Annotated in this window: 11 protein-coding genes and 1 pseudogene; 3 read left to right on the top strand and 9 right to left on the bottom strand. The window is 65.4% G+C overall.

Annotated elements, in window-relative coordinates:
* Window positions 1-1398 (top strand): efflux transporter outer membrane subunit, encoded by a 1398-nt coding sequence (locus ACEQZ0_RS01680; RefSeq protein ID WP_370187862.1) that lies wholly within the window; start codon window positions 1-3, stop codon window positions 1396-1398.
* A gap of 9 nt (window positions 1399-1407) precedes the next feature.
* Here the strand turns inward: ACEQZ0_RS01680 and ACEQZ0_RS01675 are convergent, their stop codons facing one another.
* The 5 genes and pseudogenes from ACEQZ0_RS01675 to ACEQZ0_RS01655 all read right to left on the bottom strand — a co-directional run bounded on the left by ACEQZ0_RS01675 (window position 1408) and on the right by ACEQZ0_RS01655 (window position 10763).
* Window positions 1408-2172 (bottom strand): SDR family NAD(P)-dependent oxidoreductase, encoded by a 765-nt coding sequence (locus ACEQZ0_RS01675; RefSeq protein WP_370187740.1) that lies wholly within the window; start codon window positions 2170-2172, stop codon window positions 1408-1410.
* 76 nt (window positions 2173-2248) lie between these two features.
* The gene (locus tag ACEQZ0_RS01670) at window positions 2249-5194 is read right to left on the bottom strand and encodes a TonB-dependent receptor (RefSeq protein ID WP_370187737.1); all 2946 of its coding nucleotides are present in this window, start codon (window positions 5192-5194) and stop codon (window positions 2249-2251) included.
* 260 nt (window positions 5195-5454) lie between these two features.
* Window positions 5455-7319 (bottom strand): annotated as a pseudogene (locus ACEQZ0_RS01665) (TonB-dependent receptor).
* 160 nt (window positions 7320-7479) lie between these two features.
* A complete protein-coding gene (locus ACEQZ0_RS01660; RefSeq protein WP_370187735.1) occupies window positions 7480-9516 on the bottom strand; it encodes a 3-hydroxyacyl-CoA dehydrogenase NAD-binding domain-containing protein in 2037 nt (678 codons plus the stop codon).
* Between the two features lie 11 nt (window positions 9517-9527).
* Window positions 9528-10763: a serine hydrolase domain-containing protein gene (locus ACEQZ0_RS01655; protein WP_370187732.1), complete on the bottom strand. Its 1236-nt coding sequence runs from the start codon at window positions 10761-10763 to the stop codon at window positions 9528-9530.
* 176 nt (window positions 10764-10939) lie between these two features.
* On the opposite strand from ACEQZ0_RS01655, the gene ACEQZ0_RS01650 reads away from it, so the two are divergent.
* Together ACEQZ0_RS01650 and ACEQZ0_RS01645 are read left to right on the top strand one after the other, a co-directional pair.
* The gene (locus tag ACEQZ0_RS01650) at window positions 10940-12676 is read left to right on the top strand and encodes a class I adenylate-forming enzyme family protein (protein WP_370187730.1); all 1737 of its coding nucleotides are present in this window, start codon (window positions 10940-10942) and stop codon (window positions 12674-12676) included.
* A complete protein-coding gene (locus ACEQZ0_RS01645; protein WP_370187729.1) occupies window positions 12673-13899 on the top strand; it encodes a TetR/AcrR family transcriptional regulator in 1227 nt (408 codons plus the stop codon). The genes ACEQZ0_RS01650 and ACEQZ0_RS01645 overlap by 4 nt, the downstream gene beginning before the upstream one ends.
* On the opposite strand, the gene ACEQZ0_RS01640 is transcribed toward ACEQZ0_RS01645, so the two are convergent.
* Genes ACEQZ0_RS01640 through ACEQZ0_RS01625 form a run of 4 tightly spaced genes read right to left on the bottom strand, consistent with a single transcriptional unit; the run spans window position 13891 to window position 19018 of the window.
* Window positions 13891-15192: an MFS transporter gene (locus ACEQZ0_RS01640; RefSeq protein WP_370187726.1), complete on the bottom strand. Its 1302-nt coding sequence runs from the start codon at window positions 15190-15192 to the stop codon at window positions 13891-13893. The two genes, ACEQZ0_RS01645 and ACEQZ0_RS01640, sit on opposite strands and share 9 nt — an antisense overlap.
* On the bottom strand, window positions 15189-16259 hold the full coding sequence (locus ACEQZ0_RS01635; protein WP_370187723.1) for an acyl-CoA dehydrogenase family protein: 1071 nt from the start codon (window positions 16257-16259) through the stop codon (window positions 15189-15191). Before ACEQZ0_RS01635 ends, ACEQZ0_RS01640 begins: the two co-directional genes overlap by 4 nt.
* 19 nt (window positions 16260-16278) lie before the next feature.
* Window positions 16279-17490 (bottom strand): acyl-CoA dehydrogenase family protein, encoded by a 1212-nt coding sequence (locus ACEQZ0_RS01630; RefSeq protein WP_370187720.1) that lies wholly within the window; start codon window positions 17488-17490, stop codon window positions 16279-16281.
* 25 nt (window positions 17491-17515) lie between these two features.
* Complete coding sequence (locus ACEQZ0_RS01625; RefSeq protein ID WP_370187717.1) at window positions 17516-19018, bottom strand: MFS transporter; 1503 nt, start codon at window positions 19016-19018, stop codon at window positions 17516-17518.
* Window positions 19019-19055: the final 37 nt, after the last annotated feature.

The following is a 19055-nucleotide window of genomic DNA, read 5'->3' as shown; positions in this document are numbered from 1 at the left end:
GTGCTCCCCACCGCCGCGAGCGCGTTGGCGCTGGCCGCCTGCACAGCCGGACCGCCGCCCGACGTGGCGACGCCGCTGCCCGATCTGCCCGATGGCTTTCTTTTCGCGCCCGACGCGCAGACCGGGACGGCGCTCGCCCGGTTGATGCCGACCGGCGATGCTGCCTTTGTCGCGCTGGCCGAACAGGCGCTTGCATCCTCGCCTACGCTCGGCGAGGCGGTCGCGCGTATCGAGCAGGCGCGCGCGGGAGCTGACCGTGCCGGTGCCGAACGCCTTCCCTCCATCGGCGCCAATGCGTCGGTGACCGGGCAGCGCACCAATCCCAATTCTTTCGGCGGGAACCTGCCGGCGGGCATCGCCTTCGATACCGAACGCGTGTCCTATGCCGCCAATCTCACCGCGCGCTGGGACGTCGATCTCTTCGGGCGCCTCAAGGCGAGTGAGCGCGCCGCGCTGGCAAGGGTCGATGCCGCAAATGCGCAGGCCCAGGCGGTGCGGATCGCGCTCCTTTCCGAAATCGCCGCGAGCGTCATCGACTGGCGCACGCTCGAGGCGCGCGAGCGCGAGGTTCGCAGCGATCTCGCCGCGGCCGACGAACTGGCGCGGCTGGCCGGCGTACGCGAACGCGCGGGGCTCGCTCCGGGGTTCGACCGGGTCCGGGCCGAAAGTTCGGCGGCGAGTTCGCGCAGCCGGCTGGCGGCGCTAGAGAGCGAGCGGACGCGACTGCTCGGGCGGCTTGTGACGCTGACCGCACAGGGCGGTGCCGATGTCCGCACCGCCCTGGCCCGTGAGGCCGCGGGAGACGATGTCCCCCCACCGCCCGCGACGCTGCCTTCGGCGCTGCTCGCCAACCGACCCGACGTGGTGGCCGCCGCAGCCACGCTGGCGGCTGCCGATGCGCAGCTGGCCGCAACCGCGCGCCAGCGCTTCCCCAGCTTCAACTTATCGGGCGCGATAGGCCTGCTGGCCTTCGGCCTCGGCGACCTGTTCGACAGCGACTCGGTGGTCGGATCGCTCGCCGCCGGTATCGCCGGCCCGCTGCTCGACTTCGGGCGGATCGCGGCCGAGATCGATGGTGCCGCGGCCGAGAAGAAGGCGGCCTTCGAGGGCTATCGCGGCGCAGTCTACACGGCGCTGGGCGATGCGGAGGCCGGATACGGCCTTGTCTCCGCTGCCGATGCCGAGGCCGCCGCTGCTGCGAGCGAGGCGGCCAATCTCCAGCGCGCCGCGCGTCTGGCGGGCACGCGTTACCAGGCCGGCCTCGCCGATTTCCTCACCGTGCTCGAGGCGCGCCGGGCTGCCGATGCGAGCGGCGAACGCGCCGCGGCGGCATTGGGCCGTGCGCGCCGCGCTCGCGTGCTGCTGTGGCAGGCGCTGGGCGGGAGCGAGCTTCCCTAGGATGCCGGCCTAGATCGTCGCTCCGCCGTCGACCACGATGGTCTGGCCGGTGGTCCACTTCGCCGCCGGCGAGGCGAGATAGACCGCCGCCCCGGCGATATCCTCCGGCTCGCCGATCCGGCGCATCGCAAGCGCCTTTTCCGTAGCGGCAAGCGCCTTCGGATTGTCCCACAGCGCCTTGGCGAAATCGGTTTTCACGAGGCCGGGCGCAATGCCGTTGATGCGGATACCGTGCTGGCCGTTCTCCGCCGCATAATTGCGCACCAGCTGGAAATCGGCGGCCTTGGAAATGCAATAGGCGCCGATCGTGGTCGAGGCGCGCAGCCCCCCGATCGAGCTGATCACCACCACCGCCCCATCGCCCTTGGCGCGCATGTCGGGCAGGGCAAGCTGGATCAGCCAGTGGTTCGAGATGACATTGTTGTCGAGGATCTTGCGGAACTGCTCGTCTGCGATCCCGTCCATCGATCCGTAATAGGGGTTGCTCGCAGCATTGCAGACGAGGATGTCGACGGGGCCGAGCGCGGCCTTGGTCTGCGCGAAGAGATCCTCGAGCTGGGCCTTCTCGGAGATGCTGGCCGCAATCGCCACAGCGGTGCCTTCACCATGCTCGGCATTGATCGCCGCGGCGACCTCTTCGCAGGCATCCTGCTTGCGGCTCGAAATGACCACCCGCGCGCCCTGCGCGGCGAGCCCCTCGGCGATCGCTCGGCCGATCCCGCGGCTCGACCCGGTGACGATGGCGACCTTCCCGGTCAGATCGAATGACGACATGGCAGTTCCCTCTGGTTCAATGTCGAGGGGCCCGAAGCTTGCGCCCGGGCCCCCCGTCCGTTTGGTTCGACCGTCGCTAGAAGCGAGTGCGCAGGCCGAGGCGGAAGTTGCGCCCGATGCCGTTGCCGATGAAGGGATTGTACCCCAGCGGCAGGTAGGCCTCGGCGGGCGCTTCGTCGAAGATGTTGATCACCGCAGCGGTCAGCTGAACCTCGGCGAACTGCACCGGCAGCGTATAGTTCAGCACCAGATCGTGCTGCGTATAGCTGCCGCTGTTCCGGCCGTAATTGCTGCCCGCAGGAACGCCCGCGATGACGAAGCACGGATCGGCCGTGCAGCGCTCGTCGAACACGCTGTCGATGTAGTTGATCGAATAGCGCGCGTTCAGCCCCCCGGTGCGGAGGTTGACGTAGCCGTTGGCGCGCCATTCGGGCAGCGTGCCCGGGTCGCGGAAGTAGTTGCCGAAGCCGACTGCATCGTAGGCGCTCGTCACAAGCACCCCGTCCACGGAGAAATCGTCGGTCTTGTAGGCAAGGTTCCACGTCGCATTGCCGCCGATCGAGATCACGCCGAAGCCGGCTTCGATATCGTAATTGGCGGCAAAGTCGATGCCACGCACCTTGACGTCGGGACCGTTGACGTACTGCGTCCGCACCCGGGCGATGTCGAGCCCGGTCGAGGTGGCCGTGCAGGCGTTGCCCGAAAGCGTGATCAGCCCGATCAGCGCGGCGTTGCAGTCGATCAGCCGGGTCCCGTTCGCCGTCAGCGCCCCGGTTGCGACCGAACTGGCGATGGCATCGGCCGGGGTGATGACGATCTGGTCCTTGAAATCGTAGGTCCAGTAGTCGGCGCTGAAGGTGAAGTTGCCGGTATCGACGATGAAGCCGAAGTTGTAGGTCAGCGCGGTTTCCGGATCGAGCGCCGGATTGCCGTAGATATCGACCGACTTGTAGTTGCCGCCCGCAGCGGTCAGCCCCTGCAAAGCGGTGACGAAGTTGGCATCGACATTGTTGGCCAGCGGCCCGCGGAAAGTCGTACCGATCGAACCGCGCAGTGTCAGCCAGTCGGTCGCCTCGAAGCGGACTGCTGCCTTGGGATTGATCGTCGATCCGATCGGGTCGCCGTAATCCTCGAAGCGGATCGCGGCGGTGACTTCCAGATTGTCGAGCACCGGCAACTGGAGTTCGCCGAACAGGGCGTAGACGCTCTGGTCCAGCGCGACGGGCCGCGTGCCGCCGAGGAAGATGAACGGGCCGACACCGTCGGTTGCAGTGCCAACGCAGCTCTGGTCGCCTTCGATGAAGCACGGGTTGATGTCGAGATTGGACTCGTCGTTCAGCGGACGGCTGATGAAGTTGTTCTTGCGATACTGGCCGCCAAAGGCGAAATTCACTTCGCCGCCGGGCAGTTCGAAGCCGGTTCCGCCCGCAAGCACCATGTCGATCACGAACTGCTCTTCGCGCTGGAAGGTCCCGTTGGGAATCTGGAGCCAAGCCACCAGGTCCGGATCATTCTCGAAGCCAGGCACATAATATGGGTTGGCGAGATTGTTGGCCGGGTTTTCCGGACCGGCGAGCACAAACGGGTTGAACCACTTGCAGCCATTGGCTCCCGGAGTGGTGCCCGTGCAACCTGCCCCGCCGAAGCCGTTGAGGGCCGCCTGGAGGCGCGAACCGACGATACCCGGTGCGTAGGCGGTGCGGGCCGAGCGCCAATAGGTGCCATCCATGTTCAGCACGAGGCTGTCGCCAAGGTCGTATTCGAGCCCCGTCGAAATACGCCAGGCGTTGTTCTTGGCGAGGCCCTCACCGGCACCGCGTTCGGTATCGCGCGGATTGCCGAGGAAGCCGAACGGGCGGTAGTAGACGTTGGTCACCGCGACCACCGGGCCATTCGCGCCGCCCGAGGGGGGCAGGCCCTGCTGGGCGAGGAACGCGGCCACGGCCGGGTTGGCTGGTGAAGTGGAGAATGCGCTTACGAAGCCAGACCCCTTCGGCCCCTGCGTCGGCGGGAAGGCCGGCGAATAATTCAGGCTCTCAAGGTCGGTCTTTGCCCACAAGGCATCGAGATGCCAGCGCACACCGTCGGCGAGATCCGCCTCGGCCTTGGCGTAGACCTGGTAGCGGTCTTCTTCTTCGGTGATGTTGTCGTAGGGAATATAGGTAAAACGGCATACCGGTCCGGTCTGGAAACCGCCGAGTTCATTACATCCCTTGTCCGGCGACAGGACCGTGTTCAGCCCGCCGGCTCCGAGATAGGTCACCGCGAAGAGGCCCGGCGTGGCGAGTGCCGAATAGCCCGAGGCATTCACGTCATAGGTTTGCGATGTGTAGTCGCGGGCAGTGGTGGCGAGTTCCGAGCGGTGCTGCCAGCCAGCCCCGACCATCACGTTTACGTCGCCGAAGTTCTTCCCCACGAGCGCGCTGACGTTGTAGTTGCCGTCCGAGCCATCGATGAAGGTCCAGTCGCCGGCAACCTCGACCCCGTCGAAATTGGTGCGGGTGATGAAGTTGGCCACCCCGGCGATCGCGTCCGAACCATAGGTAGCGGCAGCGCCATCCTTGAGGATTTCGACACGCTGCAGCGCGAAGAGCGGGATGAAGTTGGTATCGGTAAAGCCGTCACCGGGTGCCTGGATCATCCGCTTGCCGTTGAGCAGCACCAGCGTGCGGGTCTGGCCGAGGCCGCGAAGGTTGATCGAGCCGTTGCCCTGGAACCCCTGCGCCGCGGTGGAAAACTGGTTCGTGTCGCCGAGCACCGATCCGACCGAGGGGAGTTCCTTGATCATCTCGAGCGGCGAGGTGATGCCCTTGTTCTGGAGCTCTTCCGCCGAGAGGACGTCGACTGGCAGCGCCGCATCTTCGGGTGTGCCGCGGATGTAGGAGCCGGTGACGACGATGCGGGTCTCGTCCTGTGCCGCGGCACCGGTGGCCTCGGCCTGGGCGAAGGCCGGGTTCGACGACAGGGCGGCGATCGCGAGCGCGCCCAGGGCGCAGCTGTGACGTAATGTGAATCTGGTCATGGTCCTCTCTCCCTCGGGAGCACGTCTTGACGCGTACCCTCCAATCGAAATTCAATGCGCTCTTGCGCTTTATGTCAAGCGTTAGGGGGAATTATGTTCGAAACTTACGTAGCATCTCGTACCGCCAGTTCGAATGGTGTCGCCAGGCAAAGGGTCCGAGCGAAGGACCTGCGAGACGCCGCCCGGTTTCCGGGAGACATGAAAAAAGGGCCCGGCATCGTGGATGCCGGGCCCCTTCGTGGATTGGCAGGGATGCGCGGTCAGAAACCGGCGCGCACCGTGATCCCGTAGGTCCGCGGTTCGGCCAGGAAGGCCGAGTAGGTCTGTTGCGGCGCCACGAACGGCGTGTTGAACGCCACCTGCGTATAGTCGACGTCGAACAGGTTGTTGGCCCACAGCTCGACCCCCCAGCGGCGATCGGGGCCGGTGATCCCGATGCGACCGTTCACGATCGTGTAGCCGTCCTGTTCCTTGCCATAGAGCAGGTCCGAGCCGGTGTTGTAGTCGCCGGTAGTGCGGGCATTGAGGAACACCAGGCCCGAAAGACCCGAATTGCCGATCGGCGGGGTCCAGCTGAGCGAAGCGGTTGCCGCCAGCTCGGGCGCATTCGACAGATTGTCGCCCGGCAGCAGGCGCAACGCGGGATCGAGCGGCGAACCGTCGTCCCGGCCGACGAGATTGCTCTCGTAGCTGGTGTCCGAATAGGTGATGCCCATGGTCATGGTCAGGTCGCGGATCGGGCTGAGCGAGGTTTCGAATTCGAAGCCCTGCGCGACCACGCCAGGAGCGACGTTGTCGACCGCGCAGGCGCCCGTGGCGGCGCTGCCGTCGCGATCGGCCCCGCCGAGATCGGTGTCGCAGCCGTTGATGTTCTGGACCAGGAAGACCGAACCATTGAAGGTGTTCAGCTGGAAGTTGCTGAATTCCTGCCGGAACGCTGCCACGCTGAAGCCCCACTTGCGGGCGGCGTATTTCAGGCCGATTTCGTAGGCGTTGACCGTTTCCGCGTCGAACTGGAGGTTCGCCGTGTCGAGGTTGTTGGGGTTCAACAGCAGCGGGTTAGACAGCGCCGACCGGTCGAGGTTGAAGCCGCCGGCCTTGTAGCCCTTCGAGTACGAACCATAGACCAGCCAGTCCGGGTTGGGCTTCCAGCTGAGGATGGCCGTACCGGTGAACTCGTCCTCGTCGCGCGTGTCGGCGACCGAGACGCCGTCGAGTTCGCTGGTCGAGTTGCCCTGGCAGGACAGCGCGATGAGGCCGCCGGCGAGGCCCGCAAGAGGCGTCGTAAGGAGGCCGCTCAGCAGCGCGCGGTTCTGCGGGCAGAACACGTTGTCATTGCTGAACGTGGCATCGAAGTCCTTGGTTTCGTTGGTGTAACGAAGGCCGAGCGTCAGATCGACGGTGTCGGTGATGTGGACGATGTTGTGGGTGAAGACGGCGAAGTTCTCGCTCGTCTGGTTGTATACGTCGCCCGTGCCGCCAAGATCGCGAATCTGGGCCAGATTGGGGCGTTCACGCCGCCTTCGACCTTGATCGCGTCGTAATTGCCGTAAGTGAAGGCGCCGTATCCCGAGAACTCGAATTCGGGCGGCGCGGTATAAATGTTGATCAGGCCCGCCGAGGAGTTGCGGCCGCCGAGCGTGCCCTGCGGACCGCGCAGGATTTCGACGCGGTCGAGCGGGCCGAGTTCGGACAGCGCATTGCCCGAACGCGAGCGATAGACGCCGTCGACGAAGACCGCGACCGAGCTTTCGAGGCCGGGGTTGTCGCCGACCGTACCAATCCCACGAATACGGGCGGAGCCATTGGCTTCGTTGCCCGAGGAGGAAACCAGCAGCGAGGGCGCGACCTGGGTAAGGTCGCGGATGTCGGCGACGCCCGATTTCTCGAGCATCTCGCCCGAGACGGCCGAGACGGCGACCGGCACGTCGGCAAGGGCCTGTTCGCGGCCTTGGGCGCGGACGATGATGACATTGCCGGTATCCAGGCCGGTATTGTCAGCCGGTTGAGCTTCTTCGGCATCTGCGGTTGTCGCATCCTGCGCCTGGGCCGCTGCGGGAGCGATGGCAAGCGAGATCGCGAGCGCACCGAAGGCGCATTGGTGGCGTAGACCGAACTTTCTCATAGTTTCTCCTCTCATCCCGGACCCAGCTTGTGCAGAGTCCCTTTAGATTTGGTCACAAGCCGTCCGCCCGTTGCAAGTCAAGCGCAGCTGGACGAACGACTTGCCCAGTCGACCGATTTCCGTACCGGCGTTTCAAAAATGTCGCAGATTCCGCTCTATCCTAGTCGAACTTGCCGCTGCCTTCGGTCTTTTCGCGCAGATAGTTGCTAACCGGAAGGCCATGCTTTTCCAGGCCTGCGACGACGGTATCGAGCCCGATCGTCTGCGCCCAGAACATTGGGCCGCCGGTATAGAGCGGCCAGCCGTAGCCGTTGATCCAAACCACATCGATGTCGCTCGCGCGCTGGGCCATGCCTTCCTCGAGGATTTTCGCGCCCTCGTTGACCATCGGGTAAAGCAGGCGCTCGCGGATTTCGTCCTTGGATATTTTGCGCTGCTGCTTACCTTCCCTGGCAGCGAAGTCGGCGATGATCGCCTTCACTTCGTCCGACGGCGTGTGGTTGCGCGCCTCGTCGTAGTCGTAGAAGCCCTTGCCGTTCTTCTGGCCGAAGCGCTCGGCGGCACACAGCGCCTCGCGGATGGTGGTAACCTTGGTGGGGTCGCGGTGCCAGCCGATGTCGATCCCGGCGAGGTCGCCCATCTGGAACGGGCCCATGGGGAAGCCGAATTCGAGCAGTACGTCGTCGACCTCCCAATAGTTCGCGCCTTCCATGATCAACTCGTTCGCCTGCTCCTGGCGTTTCGAAAGCATGCGGTTGCCGATGAAGCCGGGGCAGACGCCCGAGACCGCGGCAACCTTGCCGATTGTCTTGGCGAGCTTCATCACCGTGGCGAGCACGTCGTCGCGGGTCTTCGCGCCCCGTACGACCTCGAGCAGCTTCATGACATTGGCGGGCGAGAAGAAGTGCATCCCGACAACATAGCCAGGGCGCTTCGTCGCCGTGGCGATCTCGTCAATGTCGAGATAGCTGGTGTTGGAGGCGAGGATTGCGCCCTCCTTCACCACCTCGTCGAGCTTGGCGAAGACCTGCTTCTTGACCTCCATGTTCTCGTAGACCGCCTCGATCACGAGGTCGCAATCGGCAAGATCGTCGTAAGACAACGTCGGGGTCAGAAGCCCCATCGCCTGCTCGACCTGGTCGGCAGTCATGCGGCCCTTCTTGGCGGTATTCTCGTAATTCTTACGCATCACACCGGTGCCGCGGTCGAGCGCATCCTGCTTCATCTCGAGGATGGCCACCGGGATCCCGGCAGAGAGGAAGTTCATCGCTATGCCACCGCCCATCGTGCCGGCGCCGATCACGCCGACCTTCTTGATCGGGATCAGCGGGGTGTCCTTGGGCACGTCGTCGATCTTGTTGGCGGCGCGTTCGGCGAAGAAATAGTGGCGCATGGCGGCGCTCTGCGTGCCGCTCATCAGCTTCATGAACAGCTCGCGCTCCTTCTTCACGCCATCGGCATACGAAAGCTCGCCCGCAGCCTTGACCGCCTCGATCGCGGCATTGGGCGCATCGAAGCCGCGGATACGGCGCGCTTGGCTGGCGCGGAATCGGTCGAACAGGTCGGGGTCGCGGACGCCGTCCTCATTGGCTGTGCCCTCCGAAGCACGCGGGACCGGTTGGCCGATCTTCGATCTGGCGAAGGCGATGGCGTCGGCTTCGAGGCTGCCTTCGCCAGCCAGCGCATCGACGAGGCCGATCGCCTGCGCCTTTTTCGCCGAAATCGGATTTCCGCCGACGACGAGGGGGAGGGCGGCCTCGGCGCCGACGAGGCGCGGCAGGCGCTGGGTGCCGGCTGCGCCCGGGATCAGGCCGAGCTTCACTTCGGGCAGGCCCAACTTCGCGCTCGGCACGGCGACGCGGTAGTGGCAGGCGAGCGCGACCTCGCAGCCCCCGCCCAGCGCGGTGCCGTGGATCGCGGCGACCACCGGCTTGTCGCTGGCTTCCATCGCGTCGAGCGTTTCGGGCAGGTTGGGTCCGACGGGCGGCTTGCCGAATTCGGTGATGTCGGCGCCGGCGAAGAAGGTCTGGCCGTCGCAGCGGATCACGACGGCCTCGATCGTGTCGTCGGAGAGCGCCTCGCCAATCGCGTCGTTGAGGCCCGCGCGCACTGCCTGGCCGAGCGCATTGACCGGCGGGTTGTCGGAAATGACCACGAGGACGTTGTCGTGGCGTTCGGTGCGGATGGGCGAGGTCATCGGGGGTCTCCTCAGGCGTAGGTTTCGGTGAGGGCGGAGTAGATCAGCGTCTTGAGCTGCCGCCGGATCGGATAGGTCGACGAAGGATAGACCTGCGTCATGAAGACCATGGTTATCCGTTCGACGGGGTCGACGAAGAAGGCGGTCGAATAGGCACCGCCCCAGTAGAATTCGCCGAGGCTGGAGGGCATCAGCGTCTTTGCCGGGTCGATCACCATGGCGAAGCCGAGGCCGAAGCCGGTCCCGGCATTGTTGGCTTCCGAAAACAGGCTGCTCGACATCTCGGTGAGGTCGGCATTGTTCGGAAGGTGATTGGTGCGCATGAGCCGTACGGTCTTGGGGCCGAGGATGCGTGCGCCGTCCAGCTCACCGCCGTTCAGCAGCATGGTCGCGAAGCGATGGTAGTCGGCGATCGTTCCGATCAAGCCGCCCCCGCCGCTGTCGAAGGTGCCGGGCCGGTTCAATTTGCTCGTGGCGCCCGCATTGATCATCTTCGGCGCCTGGCCCGGGCGATAGGCGTAGGCATCGACCAGCCGCTCGCCCTGCCCCTCGGCAACGCCGAAGCGCGTGTCCTCCATGCCCAGCGGGGCGAAAATGTGCTTCTCGAAATAGTCACCCAGCCGCATACCGCTGATCCGCTCGACCGCAATGCCGAGGACGTCGGTCGAGACCGAGTAGTTCCAGCCCTGCCCGGGGGCGAATTCGAGCGGAAGCTTCGACAGCTTGTCGATGAAGCGGTCGCTGTCGAGGTGATCGCGGGCGAAGTCGAAATTGTGCTCGCGATAGACTGCATCGATATTGTTGCGATTCTGCAGGCCGTAGGTGAGGCCGGACATATGCGTGAGCAGGTCGACGAAGCGCATCGGATGCGCAGGCGCGCCCGGTGCGAAGGGAATCGAGCCGCCGCCGCCGGCGTAGACCTTGAGATCGGCGAATTCGGGGAACACGCGCGTGACCGGCTCCTCCAGCGCGACCCGGCATTGCTCGACCAGCTGCATGAAGGCGACCGAGGTCACCGGCTTGGTCATGCTGGCGATGCGGAACAGGGCATCGTCGCGCAAGGGCCGCTGGTCGTCGCCCATGCTGCCGAGCTTTGTGTAGTGCACCGGCTTCCCGTCGCGTGCGACCACCAGCTGCGCATTGGGCAGGCGCCCGCTTTCGATATAGGTCTCGGCCAGGAAGGGGGCGATCCGTGCCAGCCTGTCGGCATCGAATCCCTGGGCCGCGGCCTTAGCCAGCTCGAACATTCCTCTCTCCTCCACCGCGCATACCTATGCTTCGGTTTTGCACGAATAGCGAATTCATCTGTTCTTGCCACCCTCATACCTCTACTTCGAAGGCGGCTTGCGCGGAAGGGCGAAGCGGGTTTAGACCAAGTGCGGAGAGAGTCGCCCGGGGAGAGGCGGCGGAGAAGGGGGATGCCATGAACGACCTTGCTCGGGCGATCGGGTTCGTGCCGCCGGAAAACTGGCCGGCTATGTCGCGAAGCGAATGCGTGGCACGGCTGACGGCGCCGGGCGAGCGCTTCGAGATGGAAACGCTCGACATCCACGGAGTGCCGACGCGCGTATGGAAGAACGCCCCCGCCAATCTGCGGCTGGTCGCGATGGCGGGCCGCGCGCACGGCGATCGGCTGTTCACCATCTACGAGGACGAACGGGTTACCTATGATGCATGGTTCCGCGCGGTGGCCCGCCTCGCGGGCGAATTCCGCGCGCGCGGCGTGACCAAGGGCGACCGCGTGGCGCTGGCGATGCGCAACCTTCCCGAATGGCCGGTCGTCTTTTTCGCCGCGGTAACGATCGGTGCGATCTGTGTGCCGCTCAACGCCTGGTGGACGGGGCAGGAGCTTGCCTTCGGCCTGTCGAATTCGGGCGCCAAGCTGCTCGTCTGCGACGATGAACGCTGGGACCGGATTGCCCCGCACCGCGGCGAACTGTCCGGGCTCGAGACGGTCTTCATTTCGCGCAGCGATGGCGTGCCGGATAGTGCCGAGCGGCTCGAGGATATCCTCGGGGCGCCCAACGATTATGCCGCGCTGCCCGAAGGCGACTTGCCCGAGTGCGACATCGCGCCCGAGGACGAAGCGACGATCTTCTATACCAGCGGCACCACCGGCCAGCCCAAGGGCGCGCTCGGCACCCATCGCAACCTCTGCACCAATATCCTGTCGAGCGGGTTCAACGCCGCCTGCGCCGCACTGCGCCGGGGCGAACAACCGCCCGAACCTGTGCAGAAGGTCGGTCTCACGGTCATTCCGCTGTTCCACGTCACCGCCTGCTCGGCTGGTTTGATGGGCTATGTCGCGGCGGGCCATACTATGGTGTTCATGCACAAGTGGGACCCGGTGAAGGCCTTCGAACTGATCGAGCGCGAGAAGGTGAATCTGACCGGCGGCGTTCCGACCATCGCCTGGCAGCTGATCGAGCACCCTGCGCGCACGGATTACGACCTCACCAGCCTCGAGGCGATCGCCTATGGAGGGGCCCCCTCCGCACCCGAGCTGGTGCGCAAGATCCACGAAGTTTTCGGCGCGCTGCCGGGCAATGGCTGGGGCATGACCGAGACCATGGCCACCGTCACCGGCCATTCCTCCGAAGATTATCTCTACCGCCCCGACAGCTGCGGCCCGCCCGTTGCGGTGGCCGATCTCAGGATCATGGCCGACGACGGCAAGACCGAGCTGCCGGTGGGCGAGGTGGGCGAGTTGTGGGCCCGCGGGCCGATGGTGGTGAAGGGGTACTGGAACCGGCCCGAAGCGACCGCCGAAACCTTCGTCGACGGGTGGGTTCGCACGGGCGATCTCGCCCGGCTCGACGAGGAAGGCTGGTGCTACATCGCCGACCGGGCGAAGGACATGATCATCCGCGGGGGCGAGAACATCTATTCCTCCGAAGTCGAGAACGTCCTCTACGACCACCCGGCGGTGACCGACGCGGCGCTGATCGGCATTCCGCACACGACGCTGGGCGAAGAACCCGCGGCGGTCGTTCACCTCGCCCCGGGCATGTCGGCGAGCGAGGAGGAATTGCGTGCATGGGTTGCCGGGCGGCTGGCGAAGTTCAAGGTGCCGGTACGCGTGGCCTTCGTGGAGGATACGCTCCCCCGCAACGCCAATGGCAAGATCCTCAAGAAGGATCTCGGGGCGTTCTTCGCATGAACCGCCCCGCCGCCACTCGCAAGTTCGGCGAGAAACGCGAGGCCATCATCCATGCCGCTTCGGTACTGATCAACGAGGTGGGGGTACAGGCGACCACACTGGCCGAGGTGGCGAGAGCGATCGGACTCAACGCGACCAGCGTGACCTATTACTTCCCGCGCAAGGAACAGCTGGTCGTGGCGGTTTACGACCAGACGCTGACGCTGATGGAGGCGATGGCGCAGGAAGCGCTGGGGCAGGCCGATCCGGCCGCGCGGCTGCGTCATTTCATCGCCGCGCATATCGCGCTGCGCAAGCGCATCCGCGCGGGCGAACGCGGCCTCACCACCGCCCTGTCGGAAATCCGCACGCTCGAATCCGAGGTGCAGGATCCGCTGATGGCGCATTACCTGCGCGTGGTGGATCTCGTGCGCCGCTTCTTCGGCGAATGGCGCAGCAATGAGGAGCGCGCGCTGTTTTCTGCCCGGGCGCATGTCCTGCTCGAGGCGATGATGTGGTGGCCGGTGTGGTCGCAACGCTATTCGGTGCTCGATTTCGATCGTATCGAGGAGCGCCTGTTCGACATTCTCGCCCACGGCCTGCCAGCCCGGCGCGGGACCTTCGAACCGCAGCAGCTGATCGGCAACTGGCGCACGCCCGATACCGAGGAACCCGGCCAGAACGAAGCGTTCCTGCGCGCGGCGACGGTCATGATCAACCAGCTCGGCTATCGTGGCGCCTCGGTGAACCGGATCGCCGAGAGCCTCAACGTCACCAAGGGCAGCTTCTACCACCACCACCAGGCGAAGGACGATCTGGTGCTGGCCTGTTTCCAGCAAAGCTATGATCGCCTGTCCTCGGTCCAGATCGCCGGCCGGGAGATCGGGACCGATTACTGGACCCGGCTTTCAAGCGTGCTGGCCGAACTGGTCGATTTGCAGTTCTTCGATCCCACGCCGCTCTTGCGCACCACGGCGCTGCAAGCGCTCGATGCGGAGCACAAGGCCGATGTAGTGACCCGTTCGAACCGGCTGGCCCGGCGCTTTGCCGGCATGCTGATCGACGGGATCGCCGACGGTTCGGTCCGTGCGATCGATCCGCTGGTGGCCGGGCAGGTCATCATGTCGACGGTCAATTCGGCCTATGAGGCGCGCCACTGGGCGGCGCGCTTCGATCCGCCGGGCGAGGCCATCCGGACCTATCTTTCGGTCATGTCCGAAGGGATGCTCGCGCCGTCAGGCTGAACCGCGCGGCTCGCGTACCCGCCAGACCATCAGTGTCAGGCTGGCGAGCAGCGAGGCGAAGGCGGCGAGGATCAGCGGGACGTAACCCAGCGCCGCAATGCTCAGCCCCACCAGCACCGGCCCGATCGACGACACGCCGCCCTCGACCGTGGTGGTCAGCGCGAGGCGCATCGGGATGTCCTCGTGCTCGCCGAACTCTAGCACCAGCGAGATGGCCGCCATCATCCAGCCCGAGAAGCCGAAGCCGAGGAAGGCGAAGCTGGCGTAAAGCAGCCAGCCGTCGCCGAAGACCAGCAACAGCATGCCCGCAAGGCTGCTGGCCAGCGCGCCAAGATAGACCGCGCGGAAGCCCATCCGGTCGCCGAGCGATCCCCAGACGAGGTTCGATAGGGTGTCGGCGGCGAGGAAGGCGAGGCTGAGCGAACCGACCAGCGCTCCGTCGAGCCCCAGCCTGTCGCCGACATAGAGCGTCCAGAACGGCAGACCGACGCGGGCGATCGCGGCGAGGCCGTGCGCGATGAGGAAGGCGCGGAAATCGGGGTGCTGCACCAGCTCGCCGAACTGGCCTATCCTTTCGCGCAGCGGCAGCACCGGGCGCAGCCGCGGCGCATCGGGCTCACGGATACCCAGCCGCAGCACGAACAGCCCGACAGAGGTCAGCAGGAAGGCGAGCAGGAAGGTGGTCGCATAGCCGTTGCCGAGCCATTTCTGCTCGATGAAATAATGCCCCGCTACCCAGGCAAGTCCCGCGGCGATGAGCCCGCCGGCCATGTTGCGGATGCCCTGCAGCCGCCCGCGGCGGTCGATCGGGATGAGCTTCGCCATCAGCATCTGGAAGGCGACCCGCTGCGCCCCGCTGAAGAAGCCGAGCAGCAGGAAGCTGGCGAGGGTGACGACCAGCAGCGTGGTTCCCTCGAGCGTCCAGGCGGCGATCGCGAGGGCCAGGACCATGACCCGCATCATCGAGCCGACGGTGATCGCGTAGGGCAGGATCCGCTTGCGGCTTTCGATCTGCGCCCCCGAGAGGATCGGCGAGATCGTCCCGCCCAGTTGCAGCAGCGCGGTGCCGAGGCCGACCGCGGCGGCGCTGCCGGTCAGCAGATAGAGATAAGCGGGGATGATCGTGGGGGCATAGATCAGCCGGAAGCCGGTCATGCCGAAAACGCCGTGCGTTAGATTGGTCGCATAATTGCGCCGGAGGTTCGCCTCCATGAAGGCGCGATGGCGCCCCCAGACATCGCCGTCCGGGGGCGCCGTATCGTCCTCGCCCGATGAGGCGAGCGCTTCGCTCAATAGCTGCCGAGCTTGGCGAAGCGGTCCTTGAGATAGCTCGACGAACCCCAGGCTGCCTCGAGCACACGAGCGCGCTTGAGGTAGAAGCCGACGTCGTATTCGTCGGTCATGCCGATCCCGCCATGCAGCTGGATGCCCTGATTGCTGATCGTGTGCAGCACGCGGTTGGCTTCAGCCTTGGCGATGGTCGCCGCGCGTGCGACGCCGAAGCCGCCATCGACCGCCTGCAGGCCCGCCTCGACCGCGCTGCGCATCTGCGCGAGATCGGCGAAGAGGTCGGCCATGCGGTGCTGCAGCGCCTGGAAGGTGGCGAGCACCTGGTTGAACTGGACGCGCTGCTTGAGATAGTCGAGCGTGGTGTCGAAGACCTGTTGCGCCATGCCGAGCATTTCGGCGGCAGTCAGGACACGCGCGCGATCGAGCACATCGTCGAGCAGACTGTCGCCGCCACTTTCGAGCTTGTCCGCCGCCGCACCGTCGAAATTCACGTCGGCATGGCTGCGCTGGTCGGTCAGCTTGCGGGTGGCGAGCGACACGCCGTCACCCTTCTCGACGAGATAGAGCCCGTCCTTGGCCGCGACTACGAACAGGTCTGCGCCATGCGCTTCGTGGACGAAGGCCTTCTTGCCCGTCAGCTTTCCGCCCGAAACGCTCGTCTCGATCGTGCTGGGATCGTGATGCGCGCCCTCGTCGACCGCGAGCGTTGCCACCGTCTCGCCGCTGGCGAGCTTGGGCAGCCACTTGGCCTTCTGCTCCTCGCTGCCGCCCAGCACGATTGCGCTGGCAGCAATGGTCGTGGCGACCAGCGGGCTGGCGGTCAGAGTCTTGCCGAGTTCCTCGACTACGAGGCCCGCCGACATGAAGCCGAAATCCGAACCGCCGTGATCTTCGGGTATGATCACACCGGCCCAGCCCATCTCGGCCATCGTGGCATAGGCATCCTTGTCGTAAGCCTGCGGCTCGCCGCTTGCGCGGACCTTGCGGAATTCGGTTACCGGGCTTTCGTTGGTCGCCCAGTCGCGCGCCATGTCGCGCAGCATTTCCTGTTCTTCGTTGAGAACTGCCATGTCTGTGTGCTCCCCTGTCTTACTGGTGGTCGAGCATGCCGAGCACGCGCTTGGCGATGATGTTGTTCTGGATTTCGGTCGAGCCGCCGTAGATCGTCGTGGCCTTGCCGAAGAGCCAGCCGCGCACGGCTTCGAGTTCGCCGTCGGTGAACTCCTCGCCTTCCCAGCCGAGGCCCTGCAACCCGCGGATCTCGATCAGCAACTCGCTGCGTTCCTGGCTCAGCTTGGTGCCGACCTTCTTCAGCACCGAGCTGATTTCGGAGACGCCGCCCTGTGCCTTGCTTTCCTCGACCGCCCGGCGGGCCGTCAGTAGGAAGGAATTCCAGCGGATCTCGAAATCGGCGATCTTGTCGCGCAGCACCTTGTCGGCCAGTTCGCCGTCCGCATCGGTCTCGACGTAATTCTTGGCGATATCGCCGAGACTCTGGCCCATCATGCTGGCAAGGCGGCCGCCGCCCGAGATGTTGGTGCGCTCGTGCTGCAAGAGGCGCTTGCCGATGGTCCAGCCTTGCCCTTCCTCGCCTACGAGATTCTTCTTGGGCACTTTCACATTGTCGAAGAAGGTTTCGCAGAACGGGCTGGTGCCGCTGATCATGGTGATCGGGCGGACCTCGACGCCCGGTGCATCCATGTCGATCAGCATGAAGCTGATGCCGCGGTGCTTGTCGCTCTTGTCGGTACGGACGATGGCGAAGCACTTGTCGGCCCACTGGCCGCCGCTGGTCCAGGTCTTCTGGCCGTTGACGACATAGTGATCGCCCTTGTCCTCGGCGAAGGTCTGTAGGTTCGCGAGGTCGGAGCCGGCATTGGGCTCCGAATAGCCCTGGCACCAGCGGATTTCGCCGCGGCAGATCGGCGGGATATGCTCGCGCTTCTGCTCCTCGCTGCCGTATTCGAGCAGGGTGGGGCCGAACATCATCACGCCCATGCCGCCGATCGGGTTGTAGGCGCCCGCCTTGGCGAATTCCTGGTCGATGATCTTGGCCTGCGCCTTGGTCAGGCCGCCGCCGCCATACTCCTTGGGCCAGGTCGGCGTGCCCCAGCCGCGCTCGCCCACGGCCTTGCGCCATGCGGTCATGGCCGGCGTTTCGTCGGTCGGACCGTCGACGCCGGCAAGCGCGTTGCCCTTGTTCTTCAGTTCGGCAGGGAAATGCTCGGCGAGGAACTGCTGCACTTCGGTGCGGAAGGCATCCTCGTCGGCATGGGCATCGGGTTCTAGCTGGGTAGCCATGGGCCTCTCCTTCGTAAATTGCATCCTAGCGGCTGGCGCCGCTTACGGGATTGTTGCTCTGTATGCGTGCGGCAGCCTCGGCCTCGCGGGCGCGCAGCTTCTCGACGTTCTCGAGATGCTTCGCTTCGGTGATGGGGTAGGCCCAAAGGATCAGGCAGCCAATCCCCCACAGCGCCATCACCATCGGTACGTAGTGCGCGATCAGGCTGTCGGTCATGGCGCGGGTGACGTCCTCGGGCTTGAGACCGACCGGGAACTGCGAGGTCTCGAGCACGACGCCCGCGGCGAGGATGCCGAGCCCCGCCGCGCACTGCACCGCGAAACTGTTGGCAGCGAAATAGATGCCCGCATTGTGCCGCCCGGAACGGACCGCATCGTCCTCGACAACGTCGGCAAGCATGGACGAAGTCGTCATCAGGCTGATCGCCACCATCGCGCCGTAGACCGCGTTGATCACCAGCAGCACCGGCACGAGCAGCGGGTGGCCGGGTTCGAAGAACGCATCGAAATAGGTCAGCCACAGCGGCGATGTTCCGAGCGCGACGCCGAAAAAGGCCATGAACATCGCAGTCTTACGCTTGCCCCACCAGCGGGTGAAGCGCGGGGCAAGGGGGAGGGCGATGCACACCGCGACGAAGCCGTCGAGCGTGAGCAGTGCAAGCTCGAGCGCGGTCAGGCGGTAGACGTAGGTCCCGAAATAGAGCGAGGTTGCCCCGTAGAGCCCGATCGCGGTCCACTTGAGCACCGAGAAACCGAACAGGGTCAGGAATGCCCGGTGGGTGAAGGCTGAGCCCATCTCCTTGAGGTGAGTGAGAACGCCCGCCGCTTGCTCGCGCTCTTCGGTCTGGCGCAAATGCGGGATGCGGCTGGCAGTACCGAAGCCGCAGATGAGGATCGTAACGAGGATCACCGCCGCCGCGGTCAGCGCGAAAGGCGTGTAGCCTGCCGGATTGAGCTGGCCCTGCGGATACTCGGGAGTTGCACGGAAGAATACCGAGAGCGCGAAGGCGGCGAAGGCGAAGGTGCCGGCATAGCCGAACCAGTACCTGAGGCCGTAGATGCGCGTGCGCTCGGTATAGTCCTGCGTCAGCTCGGTTCCCATCGCATTGGCCGGCACCTGGTAGGTGCTTATGCAGGCGCGAGTGAGCGAGGCGAAGGCGAAGATCCACACGCCCATCTGGAAATCGGTGAGGCCGGAAGGCGGAAACCATGTCAGCGCAAAGCACACGGCGGTCGGGATCGCGGCGCCGATGATATAGGGGTGCCGCCTCCCCCAGCGCGAGCGGGTGACGTCAGAAATCCGCCCGATCAGCGGGTCGACCACGGCGTCGACAGCCAGCGTCAGCGCGATCGCCGTCGAAACGATGGCCGCAGGCACGCCGAGCACCTGGTTGAAATAAAGCAGCAGATAGGTGGAGAACGCCGCATTCTTGATGCCGTCGGCGACTGCGCCGGTCCCGTAGGCAATCCGGGTCGCAGCCGAGAGCTTGGGCGGCGCTTTTGCTGGCAGGGGATCGGCGCGGCTCACCGCAGGTGCTCCCGGTCGGGATACCCGATTTTCGGAA

Origin of the sequence: Qipengyuania sp., assembly GCF_964227205.1 — a bacterium.
GTDB lineage: Bacteria > Pseudomonadota > Alphaproteobacteria > Sphingomonadales > Sphingomonadaceae > Qipengyuania.
This window is presented reverse-complemented; position numbering and strand designations above follow the sequence as displayed.